Origin of the sequence: Bacillus sp. AFS002410 (assembly GCF_002556365.1) — a bacterium.
In the GTDB taxonomy this organism is placed as follows: Bacteria; Bacillota; Bacilli; order Bacillales; family Bacillaceae_G; genus Gottfriedia.
The window spans coordinates 1-18,702 of the sequence record NZ_NUEU01000089.1 but is presented as its reverse complement, the minus strand read 5'-3'; the positions used below and the strand labels follow the sequence as shown (position 1 = coordinate 18,702).

18 protein-coding genes, 1 tRNA gene, 1 other RNA gene and 1 other annotated feature are annotated in these 18,702 nt (G+C 34.9%); of the genes, 13 read left to right on the top strand and 7 right to left on the bottom strand.

Going from position 1 to position 18,702, the window contains the following annotated elements:
• Window positions 1-20: 20 nt before the first annotated feature.
• Window positions 21-980, bottom strand: a complete 960-nt coding sequence (locus CN692_RS22585; protein WP_098121380.1) for a YaaC family protein — start codon at window positions 978-980, stop codon at window positions 21-23.
• A 116-nt stretch (window positions 981-1,096) separates the two neighbouring features.
• Between CN692_RS22585 and guaB the strand changes: the two genes are divergently transcribed.
• The 5 genes from guaB (at window position 1,097) to serS (ending at window position 7,239) form a co-directional block, all read left to right on the top strand.
• Complete coding sequence (gene guaB / locus CN692_RS22580; RefSeq protein WP_098121379.1) at window positions 1,097-2,560, top strand: IMP dehydrogenase; 1,464 nt, start codon at window positions 1,097-1,099, stop codon at window positions 2,558-2,560.
• A gap of 110 nt (window positions 2,561-2,670) precedes the next feature.
• Window positions 2,671-4,005 carry a D-alanyl-D-alanine carboxypeptidase family protein gene (locus CN692_RS22575; RefSeq protein WP_257144099.1) on the top strand — a complete coding sequence of 445 codons (1,335 nt, stop codon included), beginning with the start codon at window positions 2,671-2,673 and terminating at the stop codon, window positions 4,003-4,005.
• A 132-nt stretch (window positions 4,006-4,137) separates the two neighbouring features.
• Window positions 4,138-5,022, top strand: a complete 885-nt coding sequence (gene pdxS / locus CN692_RS22570) for a pyridoxal 5'-phosphate synthase lyase subunit PdxS (RefSeq protein WP_056471238.1) — start codon at window positions 4,138-4,140, stop codon at window positions 5,020-5,022.
• A 9-nt stretch (window positions 5,023-5,031) separates the two neighbouring features.
• On the top strand, window positions 5,032-5,622 hold the full coding sequence (pdxT, locus tag CN692_RS22565) for a pyridoxal 5'-phosphate synthase glutaminase subunit PdxT (RefSeq protein WP_098121378.1): 591 nt from the start codon (window positions 5,032-5,034) through the stop codon (window positions 5,620-5,622).
• Window positions 5,623-5,672: 50 nt separating this feature from the next.
• Window positions 5,673-5,898, top strand: a binding site (T-box leader).
• 66 nt (window positions 5,899-5,964) lie between these two features.
• Complete coding sequence (gene serS, locus CN692_RS22560; protein WP_098121377.1) at window positions 5,965-7,239, top strand: serine--tRNA ligase; 1,275 nt, start codon at window positions 5,965-5,967, stop codon at window positions 7,237-7,239.
• A 49-nt stretch (window positions 7,240-7,288) separates the two neighbouring features.
• Here serS and cstA read toward each other — a convergent pair whose 3' ends face one another.
• The 3 genes from cstA to CN692_RS22545 form a co-directional block, all read right to left on the bottom strand.
• Window positions 7,289-9,082, bottom strand: a complete 1,794-nt coding sequence (gene cstA / locus CN692_RS22555; RefSeq protein WP_098121376.1) for a carbon starvation protein CstA — start codon at window positions 9,080-9,082, stop codon at window positions 7,289-7,291.
• Between the two features lie 131 nt (window positions 9,083-9,213).
• The gene (locus CN692_RS22550) at window positions 9,214-9,948 is read right to left on the bottom strand and encodes a LytR/AlgR family response regulator transcription factor (protein WP_098121375.1); all 735 of its coding nucleotides are present in this window, start codon (window positions 9,946-9,948) and stop codon (window positions 9,214-9,216) included.
• A gap of 2 nt (window positions 9,949-9,950) precedes the next feature.
• Entirely contained in the window at window positions 9,951-11,702 is a 1,752-nt protein-coding gene (locus CN692_RS22545) for a sensor histidine kinase (RefSeq protein ID WP_098121374.1), read from the bottom strand.
• 214 nt (window positions 11,703-11,916) lie between these two features.
• Here CN692_RS22545 and CN692_RS22540 point away from each other — a divergent pair.
• A tRNA-Ser gene (locus CN692_RS22540) sits at window positions 11,917-12,009 on the top strand.
• Between the two features lie 193 nt (window positions 12,010-12,202).
• On the opposite strand, the gene CN692_RS22535 is transcribed toward CN692_RS22540, so the two are convergent.
• The 3 genes from CN692_RS22535 to CN692_RS22525 form a co-directional block, all read right to left on the bottom strand.
• Window positions 12,203-12,880, bottom strand: a complete 678-nt coding sequence (locus CN692_RS22535; protein WP_098121373.1) for a deoxynucleoside kinase — start codon at window positions 12,878-12,880, stop codon at window positions 12,203-12,205.
• Entirely contained in the window at window positions 12,877-13,518 is a 642-nt protein-coding gene (locus tag CN692_RS22530) for a deoxynucleoside kinase (protein WP_098121372.1), read from the bottom strand. The genes CN692_RS22535 and CN692_RS22530 overlap by 4 nt, the downstream gene beginning before the upstream one ends.
• Window positions 13,519-13,628: 110 nt before the next feature.
• Window positions 13,629-14,219 (bottom strand): isochorismatase family cysteine hydrolase, encoded by a 591-nt coding sequence (locus CN692_RS22525; RefSeq protein ID WP_098121371.1) that lies wholly within the window; start codon window positions 14,217-14,219, stop codon window positions 13,629-13,631.
• Between the two features lie 82 nt (window positions 14,220-14,301).
• Between CN692_RS22525 and tadA the strand changes: the two genes are divergently transcribed.
• The 7 genes from tadA (at window position 14,302) to CN692_RS22490 (ending at window position 18,520) form a co-directional block, all read left to right on the top strand.
• Window positions 14,302-14,775 carry a tRNA adenosine(34) deaminase TadA gene (gene tadA, locus CN692_RS22520; RefSeq protein WP_098121370.1) on the top strand — a complete coding sequence of 158 codons (474 nt, stop codon included), beginning with the start codon at window positions 14,302-14,304 and terminating at the stop codon, window positions 14,773-14,775.
• An 83-nt stretch (window positions 14,776-14,858) separates the two neighbouring features.
• An RNA gene (gene ffs / locus CN692_RS22515) (signal recognition particle sRNA large type) lies at window positions 14,859-15,123 on the top strand.
• A gap of 122 nt (window positions 15,124-15,245) precedes the next feature.
• Complete coding sequence (gene dnaX / locus CN692_RS22510) at window positions 15,246-16,934, top strand: DNA polymerase III subunit gamma/tau (RefSeq protein WP_098121369.1); 1,689 nt, start codon at window positions 15,246-15,248, stop codon at window positions 16,932-16,934.
• A 22-nt stretch (window positions 16,935-16,956) separates the two neighbouring features.
• Window positions 16,957-17,283 (top strand): YbaB/EbfC family nucleoid-associated protein, encoded by a 327-nt coding sequence (locus CN692_RS22505; RefSeq protein WP_098121368.1) that lies wholly within the window; start codon window positions 16,957-16,959, stop codon window positions 17,281-17,283.
• Between the two features lie 12 nt (window positions 17,284-17,295).
• Window positions 17,296-17,892: a recombination mediator RecR gene (gene recR / locus CN692_RS22500; protein ID WP_098121367.1), complete on the top strand. Its 597-nt coding sequence runs from the start codon at window positions 17,296-17,298 to the stop codon at window positions 17,890-17,892.
• A gap of 23 nt (window positions 17,893-17,915) precedes the next feature.
• Window positions 17,916-18,146, top strand: coding sequence for a YaaL family protein (locus CN692_RS22495; protein ID WP_098121366.1), 231 nt, complete (start codon window positions 17,916-17,918; stop codon window positions 18,144-18,146).
• Between the two features lie 110 nt (window positions 18,147-18,256).
• Complete coding sequence (locus CN692_RS22490) at window positions 18,257-18,520, top strand: pro-sigmaK processing inhibitor BofA family protein (protein ID WP_098121365.1); 264 nt, start codon at window positions 18,257-18,259, stop codon at window positions 18,518-18,520.
• The last annotated feature ends 182 nt before the right edge of the window (window positions 18,521-18,702 follow it).

Here is an 18,702-nt window from a genome sequence, read left to right as displayed (position 1 = left end):
TTAGGCTGATGTTTTTTTGTTTATGTAGTTAAAAATTGGTGGATTAAGTAAGGAATTTTTTGCTCAGTGGTCGCTAAAAATTGATGTATTAAAGGATAATCGTCAGTAGAATATGTTTGTAAAAGCTCACACCACCAATCAGTCTCATAGCGACAGATCATACTTAAATTATAAAGAAGTAAATAATGGTAAAGAATTTCAGGTAATAATAAAAGCGCTTCCTTTTGAGATTTTAAGAAATAACTTTGGTTTAGTATATTAAAATAAAATGGTGCTTTGTTTAAAATTTTATCAGTAAAATTTGATTTAATTTTAATTTGCTTTTGATTCTGTTCAACAATTACAATATCTAATGAAGCTTGTTTTGATTTTAAAAATGAAATAAAACGCTCTGAAGTAAAATGATACGATGATAAAATTTGCTCTGGTATAGTGATTTCATCATGATCCACTGTAATTGGCAGAAATAAATTACCCTTTTTAGTGATTTTGAGAATTTTGGCTAATTCTGGTATAGATTGTAAAAGCTGCAGCATCGTAAATTTTTCGCTTTCCAAATTGCTTATATTAAATAAAGCTTTTGAAGCATGAGTGAACAGTCCATTTTTTTGAATCTTAACTTCATCATCAATAAAAGAATACCCTAGCTTTTTTATTTTTCTTGAAGTTACACCATGAGCTAAAATTGCGGTCGTACTTGGATATTCTGGATCTACTGTTAGTACACAAGCCTTTAATAGTTGTACAAGCCCATAAAATAACAAGGTAGGCTTTACATTAATTTGAGAGTTTTGAGCTGCATGAAAATAGCTTTTCCCATGCTCAATATAATACAAAAAAGGGTAAGCATTATGAAAGGCTTTAGTTTTTTGATCTTTGAAATTAGTTCGTTCATACTTTGCCTGAAGATAGTTTTTCGAATATTGTACTGAGCTAAAGTAACATAGCTCATCCCATACATTACTATACGAATATAACATAAGAGAGGAACTCCTTATTAACTGAATATTTAAACATAATTTGACTTCCTTGACAGTGTTTTATCCTATTGTTAATCTACTAATAATATTTATACGTGTATTAGGGGGGCTTTTTTATGTGGGAATCAAAATTCGTAAAAGAAGGACTTACTTTTGATGATGTTTTATTAGTTCCAGCGAAATCTGAAGTACTTCCAAATCAAGTTGATGTAAGTGTAAGATTAACGGAAAAAATTCAATTGAATATTCCATTAATCAGTGCAGGAATGGATACAGTTACAGAAGCAGAAATGGCTATTGCAATGGCTAGACAAGGTGGACTAGGTATTATTCACAAAAATATGTCTATCGAAGAGCAAGCTGAGCAAGTAGATAAAGTAAAGCGTTCTGAAAGTGGCGTAATTGATGATCCATTTTTCTTAACACCATCTCATAAAGTAGCAGACGCTGAATATTTAATGGGTAAATACCGTATTTCAGGTGTACCTATCGTAGATGATACAGAAAATAGAAAGTTAGTCGGTATATTAACAAATCGTGATTTACGTTTTATTCAAGATTACTCAATTGTTATTTCAGACGTTATGACAAAAGAAAATCTTGTAACAGCTCCTGTTGGGACAACACTTGCAGAAGCAGAACAAATTCTTCAAAAACATAAAATTGAAAAGTTACCCCTAGTTAATGATGATGGCACATTAAAAGGCCTAATCACAATTAAGGACATTGAGAAAGTAATTGAGTTTCCAAACTCAGCAAAAGATCAACAAGGTCGCTTACTTGTAGGTGCAGCAGTAGGAGTTACAAAAGATGCTATTCAACGAGTTGAGTTTTTAGTAAAAGCTAATGTTGATGTGATCGTAATTGATACAGCTCATGGTCATTCTAAGGGTGTTATTGAGAAAGTAAAAGAGATTAGAAGCAAGTTCCCAGAATTAGCAATAATCGCTGGAAATGTAGCAACTGGTGAAGCTACTAAGGAACTTATTGAAGCCGGTGCAGATATTGTAAAAGTTGGTATTGGACCTGGTTCAATCTGTACTACTCGTGTTGTAGCTGGAGTAGGTGTTCCTCAACTAACTGCAGTTTATGATTGTGCTTCTGTTGCTAGAGAATATGGAGTACCTATAATCGCAGATGGCGGTATTAAGTATTCTGGAGATATCGTAAAAGCTCTTGCAGCTGGTGGACATGTGGTTATGTTAGGAAGTATGTTTGCCGGTGTACAAGAAAGTCCTGGTGAAACAGAAATCTACCAAGGAAGACAATTTAAAGTATACCGTGGTATGGGTTCTGTAGGCGCAATGGAAAGAGGAAGTAAAGATCGTTATTTCCAAGAAGGTAATAAAAAACTAGTTCCTGAAGGTATTGAAGGTCGTGTTCCTTATAAAGGACCATTAGCTGACACTGTACACCAATTAATCGGAGGAATTAGATCTGGTATGGGTTACTGCGGTACAGCTACATTAAATGACTTGAGGGATAACGCACAGTTTATTCGTATGTCTGGTGCTGGATTACGCGAAAGTCATCCACATGACGTTCAAATAACAAAAGAAGCACCAAATTACTCATTATAATAATTAAAGCAATGAAACTTAGGGCAATTACAAGAAATTGTAGTTGCCTATTTTTTGGGAAATAATTGTGTTAAAATGAACAAGTTAAATTAAAGGTTGGAGGTAAGACAGTGTTTGGAAAGAATATACTAACGAAACTAATAGTAATAGCTTTAGCGATAACTATAATCATTCCTATGAATTTAAAGCCTGCTGCTGCTGCTGAAGATGTTTTAGGCATTCAAGCTAAGGCTGCGATTTTAGTCGATGCAAATTCAGGGAAAATATTATATGAAAAAAATTCAAATGCTCCACTACCGATTGCAAGTATGTCAAAAATGATGACTGAATATCTGGTTAATGAAGCGATTAAAAATGGTAAAATTTCGTGGGATGAGAAAGTAACAGTTTCTGAATATGCCCATAAAATCTCTCAAAATACAGGATTATCAAACGTGCCTCTTGAATTGGGTGGACAGTATACAGTACGTGAACTTTACGAAGCAGCTGCTATTTACTCTGCAAACGGTGCGACAATTGCACTAGCAGAAAAAATTGGTGGGTCTGAGAAAAACTTCGTACAATTAATGAACGATAAAGCAAAACAACTAGGCTTAGGAGACGTTAAATTCGTTAATGCTACTGGTTTAGTTAATAAAGACTTACAAGGTATGCAACCAGAAGGAACTTCCCTAACTGATGAAAATATTATGTCAGCGAACGGTGTAGCAAAATTAGCTTATAATCTAATTAAAACTTATCCAGAAGTACTTCAAACTTCTTCAATTCCAAAGAAAACATTCCAAGAAGGTGGAAAGTATCCAGTAAAAATGGATAACTGGAACTGGATGTTACCAGGATTAGTGTTTGCTTACCCAGGTATGGATGGATTAAAAACAGGTTCTACAGATTCAGCTGGTTTCTGTTTCGCTGGAACTGCAAAAAGAAATGGTCAACGTTATATTACTGTTGTAATGGGAGCTAATTCATACAACTCTCGATTTAGTGAAACTGCTAAATTAATGGATTACGCGTTCGGTAACTTTGAAAAGACTACAATTGTTTCAAAAGGACAAACAATAAAAGGTAATAAAACTGTTAAAGTAACTAAAGGTAAAGATAAAGAAGTAAAAGTAGTAGCAAAAGATGATATTACTTTAGCTATAAAACGTGGTGAAGCTAAAAACTATAAAGCCACTATCCAATTATCTGGTAAGGCAATTGATAAAAATGGAAATATTATTGCTCCAATTAAAAAAGGAACAGAAGTTGGACAAATCGTAATTAAATCTTCAAAAGGTGATGACCTAGGTTATATCACTTCAAAAAATAAGTCATTTGATTTAGTAGCAGATAAGAGTGTTGATAAGGCTAACTGGTTAGTTCTATCCTTTAGAGGAATTGGATCATTTTTCGGTAATTTATGGGATAGTATCGTAGGCGGTATCGGTGGTTTATTTAAATAATTTTTATATTAGTATATCAGTAATTGTTAAGTTGTCATTTTTTCAGTAAAATAAAAGTAAGGTAACTTTAACTAGGGGTAAAGAAATACTAAAATGTTACCAAGTAAGCTTTAATAATGGAGGGGCAAAACAATGAATTTAACAGGAACAGAACGTGTAAAACGCGGCATGGCAGAAATGCAAAAAGGCGGCGTAATTATGGATGTAGTAAATGCTGAACAAGCTAAAATAGCGGAAGCTGCTGGTGCAGTAGCAGTAATGGCATTAGAAAAAGTACCATCTGATATTCGTGCAGCTGGTGGAGTAGCTCGTATGGCTGATACAAGTATTACTGAGGAAATTCTTAACGCAGTTAGTATTCCTGTAATGGCTAAAGCTCGTATTGGACATATCGTTGAAGCACGCGTTTTAGAAGCTATGGGAGTAGATTACATCGATGAGAGTGAAGTATTATCTCCTGCAGATGATATCTTCCACATTAACAAATCAGATTACACTGTTCCATTCGTTTGTGGTTGCCGTAACTTAGGTGAAGCACTTCGTCGTATTGGTGAAGGTGCGTCTATGTTACGTACTAAAGGTGAGCCTGGTACTGGAAACATCGTAGAAGCAGTACGTCACTTACGCCAAATTAATGGTGAAATCCGTAAAGTAGTTGGTTTATCTCGTGATGAATTAATGGTTGAAGCTAAAAACCTTGGCGCTCCATTCGAATTATTACTTCAAATTAAAGAACTTGGTCGTTTACCTGTTGTTAACTTTGCAGCTGGTGGAGTAGCAACACCTGCAGACGCAGCTTTAATGATGGAATTAGGAGCTGACGGAGTATTCGTAGGTTCTGGTATCTTTAAATCTGAAAACCCTGAGAAATTCGCTCGTGCGATTGTACAAGCTACTACTCACTATCAAGATTATGAATTAATCGCTAACCTTTCTAAAAACTTAGGACCTGCTATGAAAGGTATCGACATGAGACAACTTGCTGCTGCTGATCGTATGCAAGATCGTAGCATTTAAGTTGGTGAAATTATGAAAATAGGTGTATTAGCGTTACAAGGTGCAGTTCAAGAACATATAAATGCAATTAAAGCATGTGGTGCTGAAGCTGTTATCGTGAAACGTGTAGAACATTTAGATGGACTTGATGGTATTGTATTACCTGGTGGAGAAAGTACTGCGATGCGTAGATTACTTGACCATGTTGGATTATTACAACCTTTAAAAGAGAAAATCGAAAATGGTTTACCAGCATTCGGTACATGTGCGGGCATGATCTTACTTTCGAAAGAGATTGCAAATGATGACACGGTACATCTAGGTGTTATGGATATGGTAGCTGAACGTAATGCTTTCGGTAGACAAGTGGATAGCTTTGAAGTAAACATCCCAATTAAAGGTGTATGTGAAGATTATCCAGCTGTATTTATCAGAGCACCATTTATACGCTCCGTATCAGGTGATGCAGAGGTTATTGCAGAGCATGATGGTAATATTGTAGCAGTTAGACAAAATCACATGTTAGCAGCATCTTTCCATCCAGAATTAACAAATGATTACCGTTTTATGAGTTACTTTGCAGAGATGGTTAAGGAAAAAAATGCAAATTTAAGTATGTAACTATTGAAAAAAGTAAAAGCTTATAGTAAATTATAATATAATTTAAATTGTCTAAAGCGATGAAAGAAAATAGTAGCAAGTTCTAAATTTTTAGAGAGTCGGTGGCCGGTGTAAACCGATAATGAAGACTTGTGAATCCATTCTTGAGCGAGTTACGGAATGCTGTATAGCTAGTAAGTAACTCCGGTACTATAGTCCGTTAACTATACTAAGGTGGAAGGATTATTTATTAATTCTTCAATTAGGGTGGCAACGCGGGTAGCTCTCGTCCCTTTCATGGGATGAGGGCTTTTTTGTATTTATTTTTATCCTTTAGGCAATTAAGAATAGGAGGAATTGAATATGTTAGATATTAAATTATTGCGTAGCAATTTTGAAGACGTTAAAGCCAAGCTTCAGTTACGTGGTGGAGATATAAGTTATATCGAAAAATTTGAAGACTTAGATTTAAACCGCAGAGAATTACTTGTTCAGGTGGAAGGGTTAAAAAGCCGCCGTAATGAAGTAAGCCAAGAAATTAGTGTGTTAAAGCGTGAGAAGAAGGATGCTGAAGCGCTAATTGTTGAAATGAGAGAAGTTGGAGATAAAATTAAAGTTCTTGATGAAGAGATTAGAACATTAGAAGAGCAATTAGATGCAATTCTATTTACGATTCCTAACTTAGTTAGTGATTCAGTGCCAGTTGGATTAACTGAAGACGATAATGTTGAAATTCGTAGAATAGGTGAAGTTCGTAAATTTGAATTCGAGCCAAAGGCACACTGGGATTTAGGTGTTGATCTAGATATTTTAGATTTCGAACGTGGAGCTAAAGTTACTGGTAGCCGATTTACTTTTTATAAAGGCTTAGGAGCTAGACTTGAACGAGCTCTGATCAGTTTCATGTTAGACCTTCATATCGAAGAACATGGTTATACAGAAATGTTACCACCTCAACTAGTAAATCGTGCAAGTATGATTGGTACAGGACAGCTTCCTAAATTTGAAGAAGATGCATTCCGCGTTGAAAAAGAAGATTTCTTCTTAGTTCCTACAGCGGAAGTACCAGTTACAAACTATCACCGTGATGAAATTCTTGATGCAACGCAATTACCAATCGCTTATACAGCATACAGTGCTTGCTTCCGCTCTGAAGCAGGTTCAGCGGGTCGAGACACACGAGGCTTAATCCGTCAGCACCAGTTTAATAAAGTTGAACTAGTTCGATTCGTAAAACCTGAAGATTCTTATATTGAGTTAGAAAAATTAACATCTCAAGCTGAAAAAGTTCTTCAACTATTGGGATTACCATATCGTGTAATTACTTTATGTGCTGGGGATATCGGATTTTCTTCTGCAAAAACTTATGATATTGAAGTTTGGTTACCAAGCTATGATGCATACAAAGAAATTTCTTCTTGCAGTAACTTTGAGGCATTCCAAGCAAGACGAGCTAATATTCGTTTCCGACGTGATCCAAAAGGAAAACCGGAATTTGTCCATACATTAAACGGATCTGGACTGGCGATTGGACGTACGGTTTCTGCTATCTTAGAAAACTACCAACAAGAAGACGGTTCAATCATTATTCCTGAAGTTCTTCGTCCATATATGGGTGGAAAAGAAGTTATTAAATAATTGAAAAAGCAGATGATGTGAAGGAATCTCACTCATCTGCTTTTTTTATTTAGACAGTTTTAAAGTCTATTTCATAATTAGGTGTAGTCCATAATTCCATCCATTTTTTAATAGCGGTTATTAATATAATCACTCCTAAAATCAACATTATAATTGATAAGACTCCATTTAATACACTATAACCCGCCGCATCATGATTTAAATAGACGTTTTTGATCATCCAGTACCCTGCATAATTTACAGTGACAAATAGATATGCAAGAGGGATTAGACATGTAAGCATATACCAACGCTTATCTGCAATTTTTAAAAGAACGGTTGCTCCAATAATTAAGCCAATAGAGGCCATTAATTGATTAGATACTCCGAATAATGCCCAAATTGATCCTATGTCACCTGAGAATAATAAATATCCCCACATGAGGCATGCTAGTGCACTTGCGAAAACTGAACCTGGAAGCCAATCTGTTTTCTTTAATGGTTTATAAAATTCACCGAAGAAGTCTTGAATTAAATAGCGTGCTACACGTGTTCCAGCATCGATTGCTGTTAAAATAAATACAGCCTCGAACATAACAACAAACTGGAAAAAATAAGAAGCCAGGTGACTAAACCAAGGTATAGATGTGAATATATAGGTCATACCAACAGCTAGAGTAACTGCTCCACCAGTACGGCCTTCTAGACCTAATCCGATTTCTTTACTGAGCTCTGGTAGATGAACAACATTCATTCCTAAAGTTTTAAAAACCTCCGGAGTAGAGTTGATGGCAAAATAATCTGCTGGCTGTAGTGCAGTAGCAGCTATTAAGGCCATAATCCCAACTAAGCATTCCACTAGCATAGCACCAAACCCTACAATTTTTATATCATTCCACCGGTCAAGCATCTTAGGAGTAGTACCGGAACCTACGAATGCATGGAACCCTGATATTGCTCCACATGCAATTGTAATCGAAATGAATGGCCAAACTGGACCAACTAACACAGGTCCACCACCGTTAACAAATTTCGTCACAGTTGGAAATTGAATAGAAGGATTAATTATGAAAACACCAATGATTAAAGCGATGAAAACACCGATTTTCATAAAACTACTTAAATAATCACGTGGTGCTAATAAAAGCCAAACTGGCAATGCTGCTGCAAAAAAGGCATAGATCGGTAAAATAATAGCTAATGTACTAGTATCAAATGTTAAAAAATCACCAATAGCTGTTTCTTGAATTGTTGGTCCCATAAAGACACCAATCATTAATAAGATAAACCCTACGGTTGAAGCTAATTTTAAATTGCCGGTTTTTTTATAAAATAGTCCTACGCCCATAGCAATAGGTATTGTAATCCCGACTGCAAAAGTTCCCCAAGGATTGTTTTCTAGTGCATGCAATACAACCATTGAGAGGCCGGCCATCGTAATCGTAATAATAAAAAGCATAGCCAGTCCAGTACAGAAACCTGCAACGGGTCCGAGTTCATCTTTCGCTACCTCTGATAATGACTTTCCTTTCTTTCTCATTGAAGCATACAAGACTACAGCATCATGAACGGCACCCCCAATTACAGCACCAATTAAAAGCCATAATAAGCCTGGAAGATAACCAAATTGAGCGGCTAATATAGGTCCTACCAAAGGCCCTGCCGCGGCAATTGCTGCAAAGTGATGGCCAAAGGTAACCCATTTATTAGTGGGAACATAGTCCTTACCGTCATTTAATTCATGTGCTGGAGTAGGTTTAGACTCATTTAATTTAAGTACTTTTACAGCCATGAATGTTCCATAGAGACGATAGGCAATCATTAAAATACACATAGAAGCAATAACTATTGTAACCGCATTCATTTTTAAAATTAACCTCCCCTGTTTTCTTCTTTAAAACAATACTACTTTATGAAAATTCAAATATTGAATTTTCAATTTAATTTGCAGAAAAAACAGGTTGAGTAACATAAAAGGATAAATGAAATACAAGCTTATAAATCAAAAAGTTGTTTCAGTTCTTTTGTATATGTACGACTAACTGGCACTTTTTCACCGTCGTACATCATTAAATTATATGTAGAATTAAACCAAGGTTGGATTTCATTAATCTTATTCACATTCACAATATAACTTCGATGGACTCTAATGAAGGATGTGTTTTGGAGTTTTCGCTCTAAATTTATTAAAGTCTCATTTAATTGATACGTCATTTTATCTGTTACGACAGTTGTTTTGCCTTCTTGAGTAAATAGATAAATAATTTCTTCAAAGTTAAGTAAAAGAATCCGCTCGTCTACCGCGATGGCTAATTTATCTTGCCTTAAAAGTGGAGCGTTCGTTCTCGTATTAGTTTTAGTATTTTTTAGATACATTTTTGTGATTTTTTCAATAGTCTTTTGAATTCTTGACTCATCGAATGGTTTTAAAATATAATCAACAGCCTGTAATTCGAATGCATGTAAAGCATATTCGTCAAAATCCGTTGCAAACACGACTGCAGGTGGGTGACTAAGATTCTGTAATTTGTGAGCTAACTCCAAACCACTTTCATCTGCTAGCTGAATATCTAAAAATATAACATCAACCTCATAAGATTGAATAAAATTCATTGAACTTTTGATTGAATCTGCTTCACCAATAATCTCGACTTCCTTGCTTCTTTTTAATAAATAAGCTAATTCATCTCTCGCCAACGGTTCGTCTTCAACAATTAGTGCTTTCAACATGATTAACCCTCCATTCCTGCTTTACTTAAGGGGATCTTAATTGATACTTTCGTTCCCTTACCGAGCTCCGATTGGATTTGAAAGTGTTCTTTTTCCCCATAAATTTCATCAATTCGTTTTTTGATATTCCATAATGCAGTTCCAGTTCCTTCTTTGGACTGTATTGTTTCGTTTCCGATTGTAGTTAGTAGCTGTGGGGTGATTCCTCTGCCGTTATCTTCAGTAATGAGAAATATTTCATTGCTGTATTCGTATGCTTGTACAATTACCGTTAATTTTTTCTCTCTTGTAAATGCATGGCGAATTGCATTCTCTATAAGTGGCTGAAGTGTAAATGGTGGAATTTGAGCTAACTTTAAATGCGGTTCTATTTGAAATTCAACAGCGAATTTATTAGGAAACCTTGTTTGTTCAATCGTTAAATACGCTTCTACATGCTCTAATTCTTTTTCTAAGGTGACTAATGTTTCCCTTGCCCCTTGTAAGTTATTTCGAAAAAATGTACTTAAATGAATTAATAATTTTCGAGCCTTGTCAGCATCAGTTCTAATTAGGCTTGAAATTGTATTCAAGGAGTTGAACAAAAAGTGTGGGTGGATCTGCGCTTGCAATGCCTTTATTTCAGCATCTTTTACAAGTTTTCGCTGAAACTCTGCTTCTGCTAATTCTAGTTGAGTAGAAAAAAGTTTAGATAATCCATCAGCTAGCTCTTTTTCCACTGTGCCTAACTTATTTGAATCTGTGTAATATAACTTTAAGGAACCAACTGTTTTATTTAATGCTTTTAACGGAAGGACAATAGCTGCTCTTAATGGGCAATCACTATGGGAGCATTGAATCTCATCCTTCGAAGTAGCAGTGATAATTTTACCATCCTCTAAAACATTCTTTGTCAGTTTTGTAGCCAGACTATGCATTGGTTCATGATGATCCGAACCTGCACCGACATGGGCGAGCACCCTATAGTGATCGGTAATCGAAATTGCATCAGCTTTTGTTAGTTTATAAATAATGCTTGCTGCTTCACTACAAGAATGTGGAGTAAGACCTTGCCTAAAAAAAGGTAGAGTTTGCTGAGCGATATAAAGTGCTTTATTTGTTTGAAGTGCCCTCGTTTTTTCTTCTTCTTGTAAAATATTATGGATGATTAAAATAAAAATTAGTGTACCAAAGCCGTTGATTAGGATCATTGGAAGTGCAATAACTTCTACGAGGTGAAGAGCGGATCCGAATGGTTTTGCAATTAAAAGAATAATCCCCATTTGAACACATTCCATAATGATTCCAATTGATACGACAATCCAAGGTGATTTATTTCTTTGTATACCGAATTGATTTCTAAGCATTCCAGTAACAATTCCTGCGACTACTGTAGAAATAGCACAGGCATAAGCTGTAAAACCTCCCAGCGATAGACGATGTAGACCTGCGATTAATCCTACTCCGAAACCAACAAAAGGTCCGCCGAGTAATCCACCAATTGCTACACCCATAATTCTTGTATTTGCAATTGCATTATCGCTTGCTACACTAAAATGCCATGACAATGAATTAACAGATTCATTGTAAATGTGGACCCCGGTATAATTGCTAATTATACCGAAAGCACCAAATATAATGATTAAGATCATCTTTGCATTAAAGGAATGCTCATTTTGAATAATTTGCCGAAAGGACTTCATTCTTGAAAGTAGGAAGGCTAGTATAACTAAAATACCGACCCGTTCTAACATTAGAGGAATTAGTTCAAACATATCTTTCTCCTTAAATAGTTCATATGAAATTAATTTTAGTACCATTATAAATACTAATAAAATATCTGTATATTACTTCTGCTTATTAGGGTGCATATGCCATATCAATTGTGGCCATATTATAATTTGAAAGATGTTTTAAGTTTTTCAAAAAAAGTTTACAAGAATGCTTGACCATATATTTTCCATATGTTATTATAAATCTTGTCAATACGGAGTAATACCCAAGTCTGGCTGAAGGGATCGGTCTTGAAAACCGACAGGGGTGTAACAGCCCGCGGGGGTTCGAATCCCTCTTACTCCTCCATTTTTTAAAATTAACAGAGTGCATATATATTGGAGATTGTCAGCTCGTTACATTTATTGTAACGAGTTTTTCGTTTATTTACTTTGAAATTTAATCGAGAGAAACAAAAAAGCTGCGAATTAATGAATTCGCAGCTTTTACTTATATAGAATGGTCTTTCAAATTAGACTTGAAGTCTAAACAAAGCCATTCGTTATGATCTAGATTTCATATATTTTTGTGAATGACTTAGTACATTACCAATCTTCTTAATGATCTCTTCTACTGAAGATTCATTTTTAATTAAATCATATTCGCTAATACTTAAACGAAGTACAGGGCAAGCGTTAAAGTTATTAATCCAATTTTCATAACGGGAATTCATTTCTTTCCAATATTCGATTGGAGTTTGTTGCTCCATTGGACGTCCACGCTCTTTAATTCTCTCTACCACTTCATCAAAAGTTCCTTCTAAATAAATTAATAAATCAGGAGCTGGGAAGTATGGTGACATAACCATCGCGTCAAATAGACTAGTATATGTTTCGTAATCTACTTCGCTCATTGTTCCTTTTTCGTAATGCATCTTTGCAAAGATTCCAGTATCTTCGTAGATTGAACGATCTTGAATAAATCCACCACCGTATTCAAACATTCTTTTTTGTTCCTTGAATCTCTCTGCTAAGAAGTATATTTGTAAATGGAAGCTCCAACGAGCAAAATCTTGATAAAACTTATCTAAGTAGGGGTTTGTGTCTACCTTTTCAAATGAGGTACGAAAGTTTAAGGCATCTGCAAGTGCATTTGTCATTGTAGATTTTCCTACACCTACTGTTCCGGCAATTGTAATAACTGCATCATTTCGTATTCCGTATTTTTCACGCAAATTCATATACTTCTTAGCTCCTTTTGTAAGGTGTTTTCTAACGATTCAAGTATCATCGTCAAATCTCTTGGGTTATTAACGAAGTCTATTTGATCACCATCAAATTTTAGTACGGGAATCTCAGGATGATTAGCTTGAAATTCATTTATGTGTATTTCATAATCCTCTATTAACTGAATTAAGTATTTGTCTTCGATTAATTGTTCAAATTCTCTACCTCGAAGTTCAATGCGCTTTTGCAGTGTCTCAAGACTGGCAGTTAAGTAAATAACGACATTCGGTTTTGGCATATCTTCAGTTAATATTTGATATATTTTTAAATATTTTTCGTGCTGCTGGTCTTTTAATGTTCTGCTAGCAAAAATTAAATTTTTAAGGATGTGGTAGTCTGCAACAACTGGAATCGATTTTTTAAGAAAAATTCGGTCTATATCTTCTAATTGCTTAAATCGATTACAAAGGAAAAACATTTCCGTTTGGAAACTCCACTCTTCAATGTCCGTATAAAACTTACCCAAAAAAGGATTTTCATCTACAATTTCTTTTAATAGTTCATAATGAAAATGCTCAGAGATCGCTTTGGATAGAGATGTTTTTCCGACACCTATAGGCCCTTCTACAGTTATAAAAGGTACATGTATCATCTCTTGTCCTCCTAACTAGTCAAATTCCGTATCATACTCAAAAAACATACAGAAACTATTTTAACATACTGAAGTCAGAGCGAATACCATTTTAAAAAATTTCCAATTAGCTACAATTTATTGTCCTTTAAATGATCCAGGACTCCTTCTATTTCCTGCGAAAGAATAATTGTGGCATTTAAAATGTCCTTCATCATGTAAATAGTAACCGATTCATCGTAATCAGTAACTGAGGAAATTGCATCTTGAGGTATAATTAAGTTATAATTCCGCATAAATGCGTCGTTAGCTGTAAAAAGTACACAACGATTACCAGCAACGCCTACAATAACTAAATGAGTGACTTTTAATTCATATAGTAAATCTTCAAGTTTTGTTAAATAAAAGCCTGAATAGTTTGGTTTGAAGATGAAGTAATCTTCGTCACTTGGCGTTATATGACTTATTAGGTTGTAACTTAAAGGATTTATACAATACTTAATAAGCTTTTCAGGAGTAGGATTTTCGATTTTGTAATAGTCATTAACATATACAATAGGAAGTTTTTTATTTTTAAAAAGTTCTCTTAAGTAATTGATCTTTGGGATCATATGTAACGATTTTTCTAAAAGGATACTTCCGTGTTTAAAAGTAAATGAGTTGATTAAATCGACAATTAATAGTGCAGGTAGTTGTTTGTTTTTTTGATTTGAAGAATTCAATCGACTTCACTCCAATCTATAATTAGTTTATCTACTCGCATAAAGAATATTTGTTACATAGAGAAATAAAGAGGTGTAAAGTTTGAATAAAGATGAGTTTTATATGAAGTTAGCTATAGATGAGGCGTTAAAAGCAGAGCAATTAGGTGAAGTACCTATTGGGGCAGTACTGGTTCATAATGATCAGGTTATTGCAAAAGGATATAATTTGCGTGAAACGAAACAAACCGCTTTAGGACATGCAGAAATAAGTGCAATTGAGGAAGCGTGTAAAGTAATTGAATCTTGGAGATTAGAGGAAACGACCCTTTATGTAACGTTGGAGCCATGTCCAATGTGCGCAGGAGCTATTATTCAATCTAGAATTCCAAGAGTAGTTTATGGTGCGAGAGATCCAAAGGCAGGGTGTGGAGGATCGATTTATAATCTTTTACAAGAGGATCGATTTAATCATCGTTGTGAAGTTGTTTCAGGAATATTAGAAGAAGAATGTGGAAGATTGTTAACGGATTTCTTTAGGGAACTGCGTTTGAGAAAGAAAAATTTGCCTTCCTGAGGACAAGGATTGATTTTTTATTTAGGTTCGTATATACTTTAACTACCGCTTCAAACAGCGGTTTAAATTAGGTTGTAACTTTGCCGTGCTAGGTGGGGAGGTAGCGGTGCCCTGTACTCGCAATCCGCTCTAGCGAGACTGAATTCCACTCCGAGGTGTATCTATTTTAGGGTCTGCCTTAAATAAGTGGTGTTGACGTCTGGGTCCTACGCAACGAGAACTCATGAACCTTGTCAGGTCCGGAAGGAAGCAGCAATAAGTGAGCCATCTCGTGTGCCGTAGGGGTGCCTGGGCCGAGCTAACTGTTTAAGTAACGCCTGGGGTAGTGCATCGAAGAGTGGTGCACGGCAGTAACTTTATAAAAACTCACTCAATACTTGAGTGAGTTTTTTTGTTTTCTTTAAAATATTTTCCATCAAATCATTACATAGGGTATAATAATGATGACTTTGTAAGAAGGAGGAAACCAATTGACTTATCAGGCATTATATCGTTTGTGGAGACCGCAACAATTCAAAGATGTTGTGGGGCAAGACCATATTATACGAACGTTACAAAACTCCCTTCTTCAGCAAAAAGTGTCTCATGCTTATCTGTTTACTGGTCCTCGTGGAACGGGTAAAACAAGTACGGCTAAAATTTTTGCAAAAGCTTTAAATTGTGAACACGCTCCTACTAATGAACCTTGTAATGAGTGTGCTATTTGTAAAGGAATTACTGATGGATCAATTTCAGATGTAATTGAAATCGATGCTGCATCAAATAATGGTGTAGATGAAATACGTGATATTCGAGAGAAAGTAAAATATGCTCCTTCTGTAGGAAAGTTTAAAGTGTACATAATAGATGAGGTCCATATGTTATCAATAGGGGCTTTCAATGCATTATTAAAAACATTAGAAGAGCCTCCGAGTCACGTTATTTTTATATTGGCTACTACTGAACCACATAAAATACCTTTGACAATTCTTTCGAGATGTCAACGTTTTGATTTTCATAAGATAAGCGCTCAAACGATTTCGGAGAGACTAACTGTTGTACTGAATCATCAGCAAACAGTGATCGATCCGGAAGCCTTAATGATGTTATCGCGTGCAGCGGAAGGCGGAATGAGGGATGCACTTAGTATTCTGGACCAAGCTATATCGTATAGCGATGAATCGATATCGTTAAATGATGTTTTAGCTGTAACTGGCACAGTGGCTCAGGAACGTTTATTATCCGTTGTTTCAGCAATAATAGAAGGTAATGTTTCAGTTTGTTTGACAAATATCGAAGAGTTATTAAATCAAGGGAAAGACCCGGTTCGGTTTATTGAAGATTTAACAGTTTATTATCGAGATATTCTATTATATAGGCACTCACCAAATACTGTAGAGTTACTTGAGAGAGCAACAGTGAGTGAGCAATTTAAAGAGATTTGTGATGCATATAATGATGAATTGATCTATCAAATTATTGCTTCACTTAGTAAAAGTCAGCAAGAAATGAAGTGGACTAATCATCCGAGAGTTTTACTTGAAGTGGCTATTGTGCAGCTTTGTCAAAAAGCTTCTGTCAGCAGTATTGGAAAAAAACAAGATGAGCTGACGCCTTTAATTAATAAAATCAATGCCCTTGAAAAAGAAGTAAAATACTTAAAAGAAAATGGGATTACAGTTAGTGGGGCAGGTGAGCCTTCAGCTAATGCAAGACCAAAATCAACTGCTAGTCGTTCAAAAATACCTAGTAGCTTAGTACAAGGTGTATTAAGAGCGGCCTCTAAACCAGAAAAAAATAAAGTTTTGGCTATTTGGTCATCGCTGCAAGATCAATTAAGACAACAAAATAAAGTTTCCACTGCGACCTTAGTATCGTATGGTGAAGTTGTAGCTGCTTCTTCTGAACAATGTATTGTTGCTTTTAAATCAGAAACAATATGTGATTTAATTAATAATAATGGAGAGCAAGAACACTTAACTACAATTAACCAAACCTTATCTAGTATATTAGGTGCAGAAATGAGTATGTTAGCAATTCCCGAGGAAGATTGGAGATCGACTAGGGATTCATTTTTAAATACAACAAAACAACAAGAAACTTCTAAATCAGAAGTTTCGCCAATTGTACAAGAAGCAATAAATCTTGTTGGTGAAGATTTGGTAATTATTAAAGAATAACTATATATTGGAGGAAATGAAAATGATGCGTGGCGGAATGGGTAATATGAATAATATGATGAAACAAATGCAAAAAATGCAAAAACAAATGGAACAAGCTCAAAACGAATTAAATGAGCGTACATTTGTTGGGACTGCTGGTGGCGGAATGGTAACTGTTACAGCTAACGGATTAAAACAAATTGTAGAAGTGAATATTAAAGAAGAAGTAGTAGATCCAGAAGATATCGAAATGCTTCAAGATTTAGTTTTAGCTGCAACTAATGATGCTCTTAAACAAATTGAAGATGAAACGGCTAAAACGATGGGGCAATTTACTAAAGGAATGAATATTCCAGGATTATTTTAGAGGATAAGACAGATGCATTATCCTGAACCGATATCCAAATTAATAGATAGTTTTATGAAATTGCCAGGGGTTGGTCCCAAAACGGCCGTTCGTCTGGCGTTTTTTATGTTAGATATGAAACAAGATGACGTATTAGATTTTGCGAAATCTATGATTGATGCAAAAAGAAAGTTATTATATTGTTCCGAATGTGGCCATATTACTGACCAAGATCCTTGTTATATTTGTGGTGATCAGCATAGAGATCGCTCGACAATTTGTGTAGTTCAGGATACTAAGGATGTTATTGCCATGGAAAAGATGAGAGAATACCAAGGTTTATACCATGTACTTCATGGAGCGATTTCTCCTATGGAGGGAGTAGGACCAGAAGATATTAAGATCATGGAACTATTAAGCAGATTAAAAGATGATGTAGTTCAGGAAATTATTTTAGCTACCAACCCGAATATTGAGGGAGAAGCGACTGCTATGTATATTTCTAGGCTATTAAAATCTACGGGTATCAAAATTACTCGAATCGCACATGGTTTACCGGTAGGCGGAGACTTAGAATATGCAGATGAAGTTACACTCTCAAAAGCTCTAGAAGGTAGACGAGAAATTTAGAAATTGAATAATGGAGAGAGACCATGGGTTTTTTTCGTAAAAAAAACGGAAAGCTTCGAAAAGAATTTGATGAAAAGTTAGTAGATAAATTGCACAACTACAAAGACACTTATTTAAGTCAAGTGGAATTAATGGAAAGAAGTGTGGATCCTCCAGACGATCTATTAATCCATATTAAGATTTATCAGGCTAAATATTTCTTCTTATTAAAAGAAGCAAAGGCAAGAAATGTATTAATAACAAGAATGAAGTAGTTAAGAGAGGCTATTGTTAAACAATGGTCTCTTTTTTTTGTCATTGATTTTAGATTATGCTCATACAATTTTAGTACAAGGTGTACAAGTTATATGAGGAGGAGTTTTTTGTGAACAGTATTATTATGATATCAGTTGGTTTATTTGTTATTTTATTTTTATTCTTAGTAGGACTACCAGTTAAAGCATTAAAAAAGATAAGCAAATATGTATTAAGAGGCATCGTGTGCGTCATGATCGTCTTTATTTTAAACTACGCATTAGCTACTAATAATTTTCATATTCCAATTAATTCAGTTACTTGTGCGTTCTTAAGTATTGTCGGTGTACCTGGTATTGTAGCTTTGAGTGTTATAGGTATTTATTTAGTTTAAAAAATATAGAAAAAAGTTTTAAAAAAAGTATTGACCATTTTTGAAGGGGATGTTATATTTATATACGTCGCTGATGGCGATAACAAAAAAACAAAAAAACATTTGACAGATCTTGTCGATAATGTTAAACTAATTAAGTTGTTAAAAAAACAACGGAATGATCTTTGAAAACTAAACAAAAC

Bases quoted from the DNA above. Each gene is read 5' to 3' on its own strand.
- CN692_RS22585 (WP_098121380.1), bottom strand. From the start codon at position 980: ATGTTATATTCGTATAGTAATGTATGGGATGAGCTATGTTACTTTAGC.
- guaB (WP_098121379.1), top strand. From the start codon at position 1,097: ATGTGGGAATCAAAATTCGTAAAAGAAGGACTTACTTTTGATGATGTT.
- pdxS (WP_056471238.1), top strand. From the start codon at position 4,138: ATGAATTTAACAGGAACAGAACGTGTAAAACGCGGCATGGCAGAAATG.
- serS (WP_098121377.1), top strand. From the start codon at position 5,965: ATGTTAGATATTAAATTATTGCGTAGCAATTTTGAAGACGTTAAAGCC.
- cstA (WP_098121376.1), bottom strand. From the start codon at position 9,082: ATGAATGCGGTTACAATAGTTATTGCTTCTATGTGTATTTTAATGATT.
- CN692_RS22550 (WP_098121375.1), bottom strand. From the start codon at position 9,948: ATGTTGAAAGCACTAATTGTTGAAGACGAACCGTTGGCGAGAGATGAA.
- CN692_RS22545 (WP_098121374.1), bottom strand. From the start codon at position 11,702: ATGTTTGAACTAATTCCTCTAATGTTAGAACGGGTCGGTATTTTAGTT.
- CN692_RS22535 (WP_098121373.1), bottom strand. From the start codon at position 12,880: ATGAATTTGCGTGAAAAATACGGAATACGAAATGATGCAGTTATTACA.
- CN692_RS22530 (WP_098121372.1), bottom strand. From the start codon at position 13,518: ATGATACATGTACCTTTTATAACTGTAGAAGGGCCTATAGGTGTCGGA.
- CN692_RS22505 (WP_098121368.1), top strand. From the start codon at position 16,957: ATGATGCGTGGCGGAATGGGTAATATGAATAATATGATGAAACAAATG.
- recR (WP_098121367.1), top strand. From the start codon at position 17,296: ATGCATTATCCTGAACCGATATCCAAATTAATAGATAGTTTTATGAAA.
- CN692_RS22495 (WP_098121366.1), top strand. From the start codon at position 17,916: ATGGGTTTTTTTCGTAAAAAAAACGGAAAGCTTCGAAAAGAATTTGAT.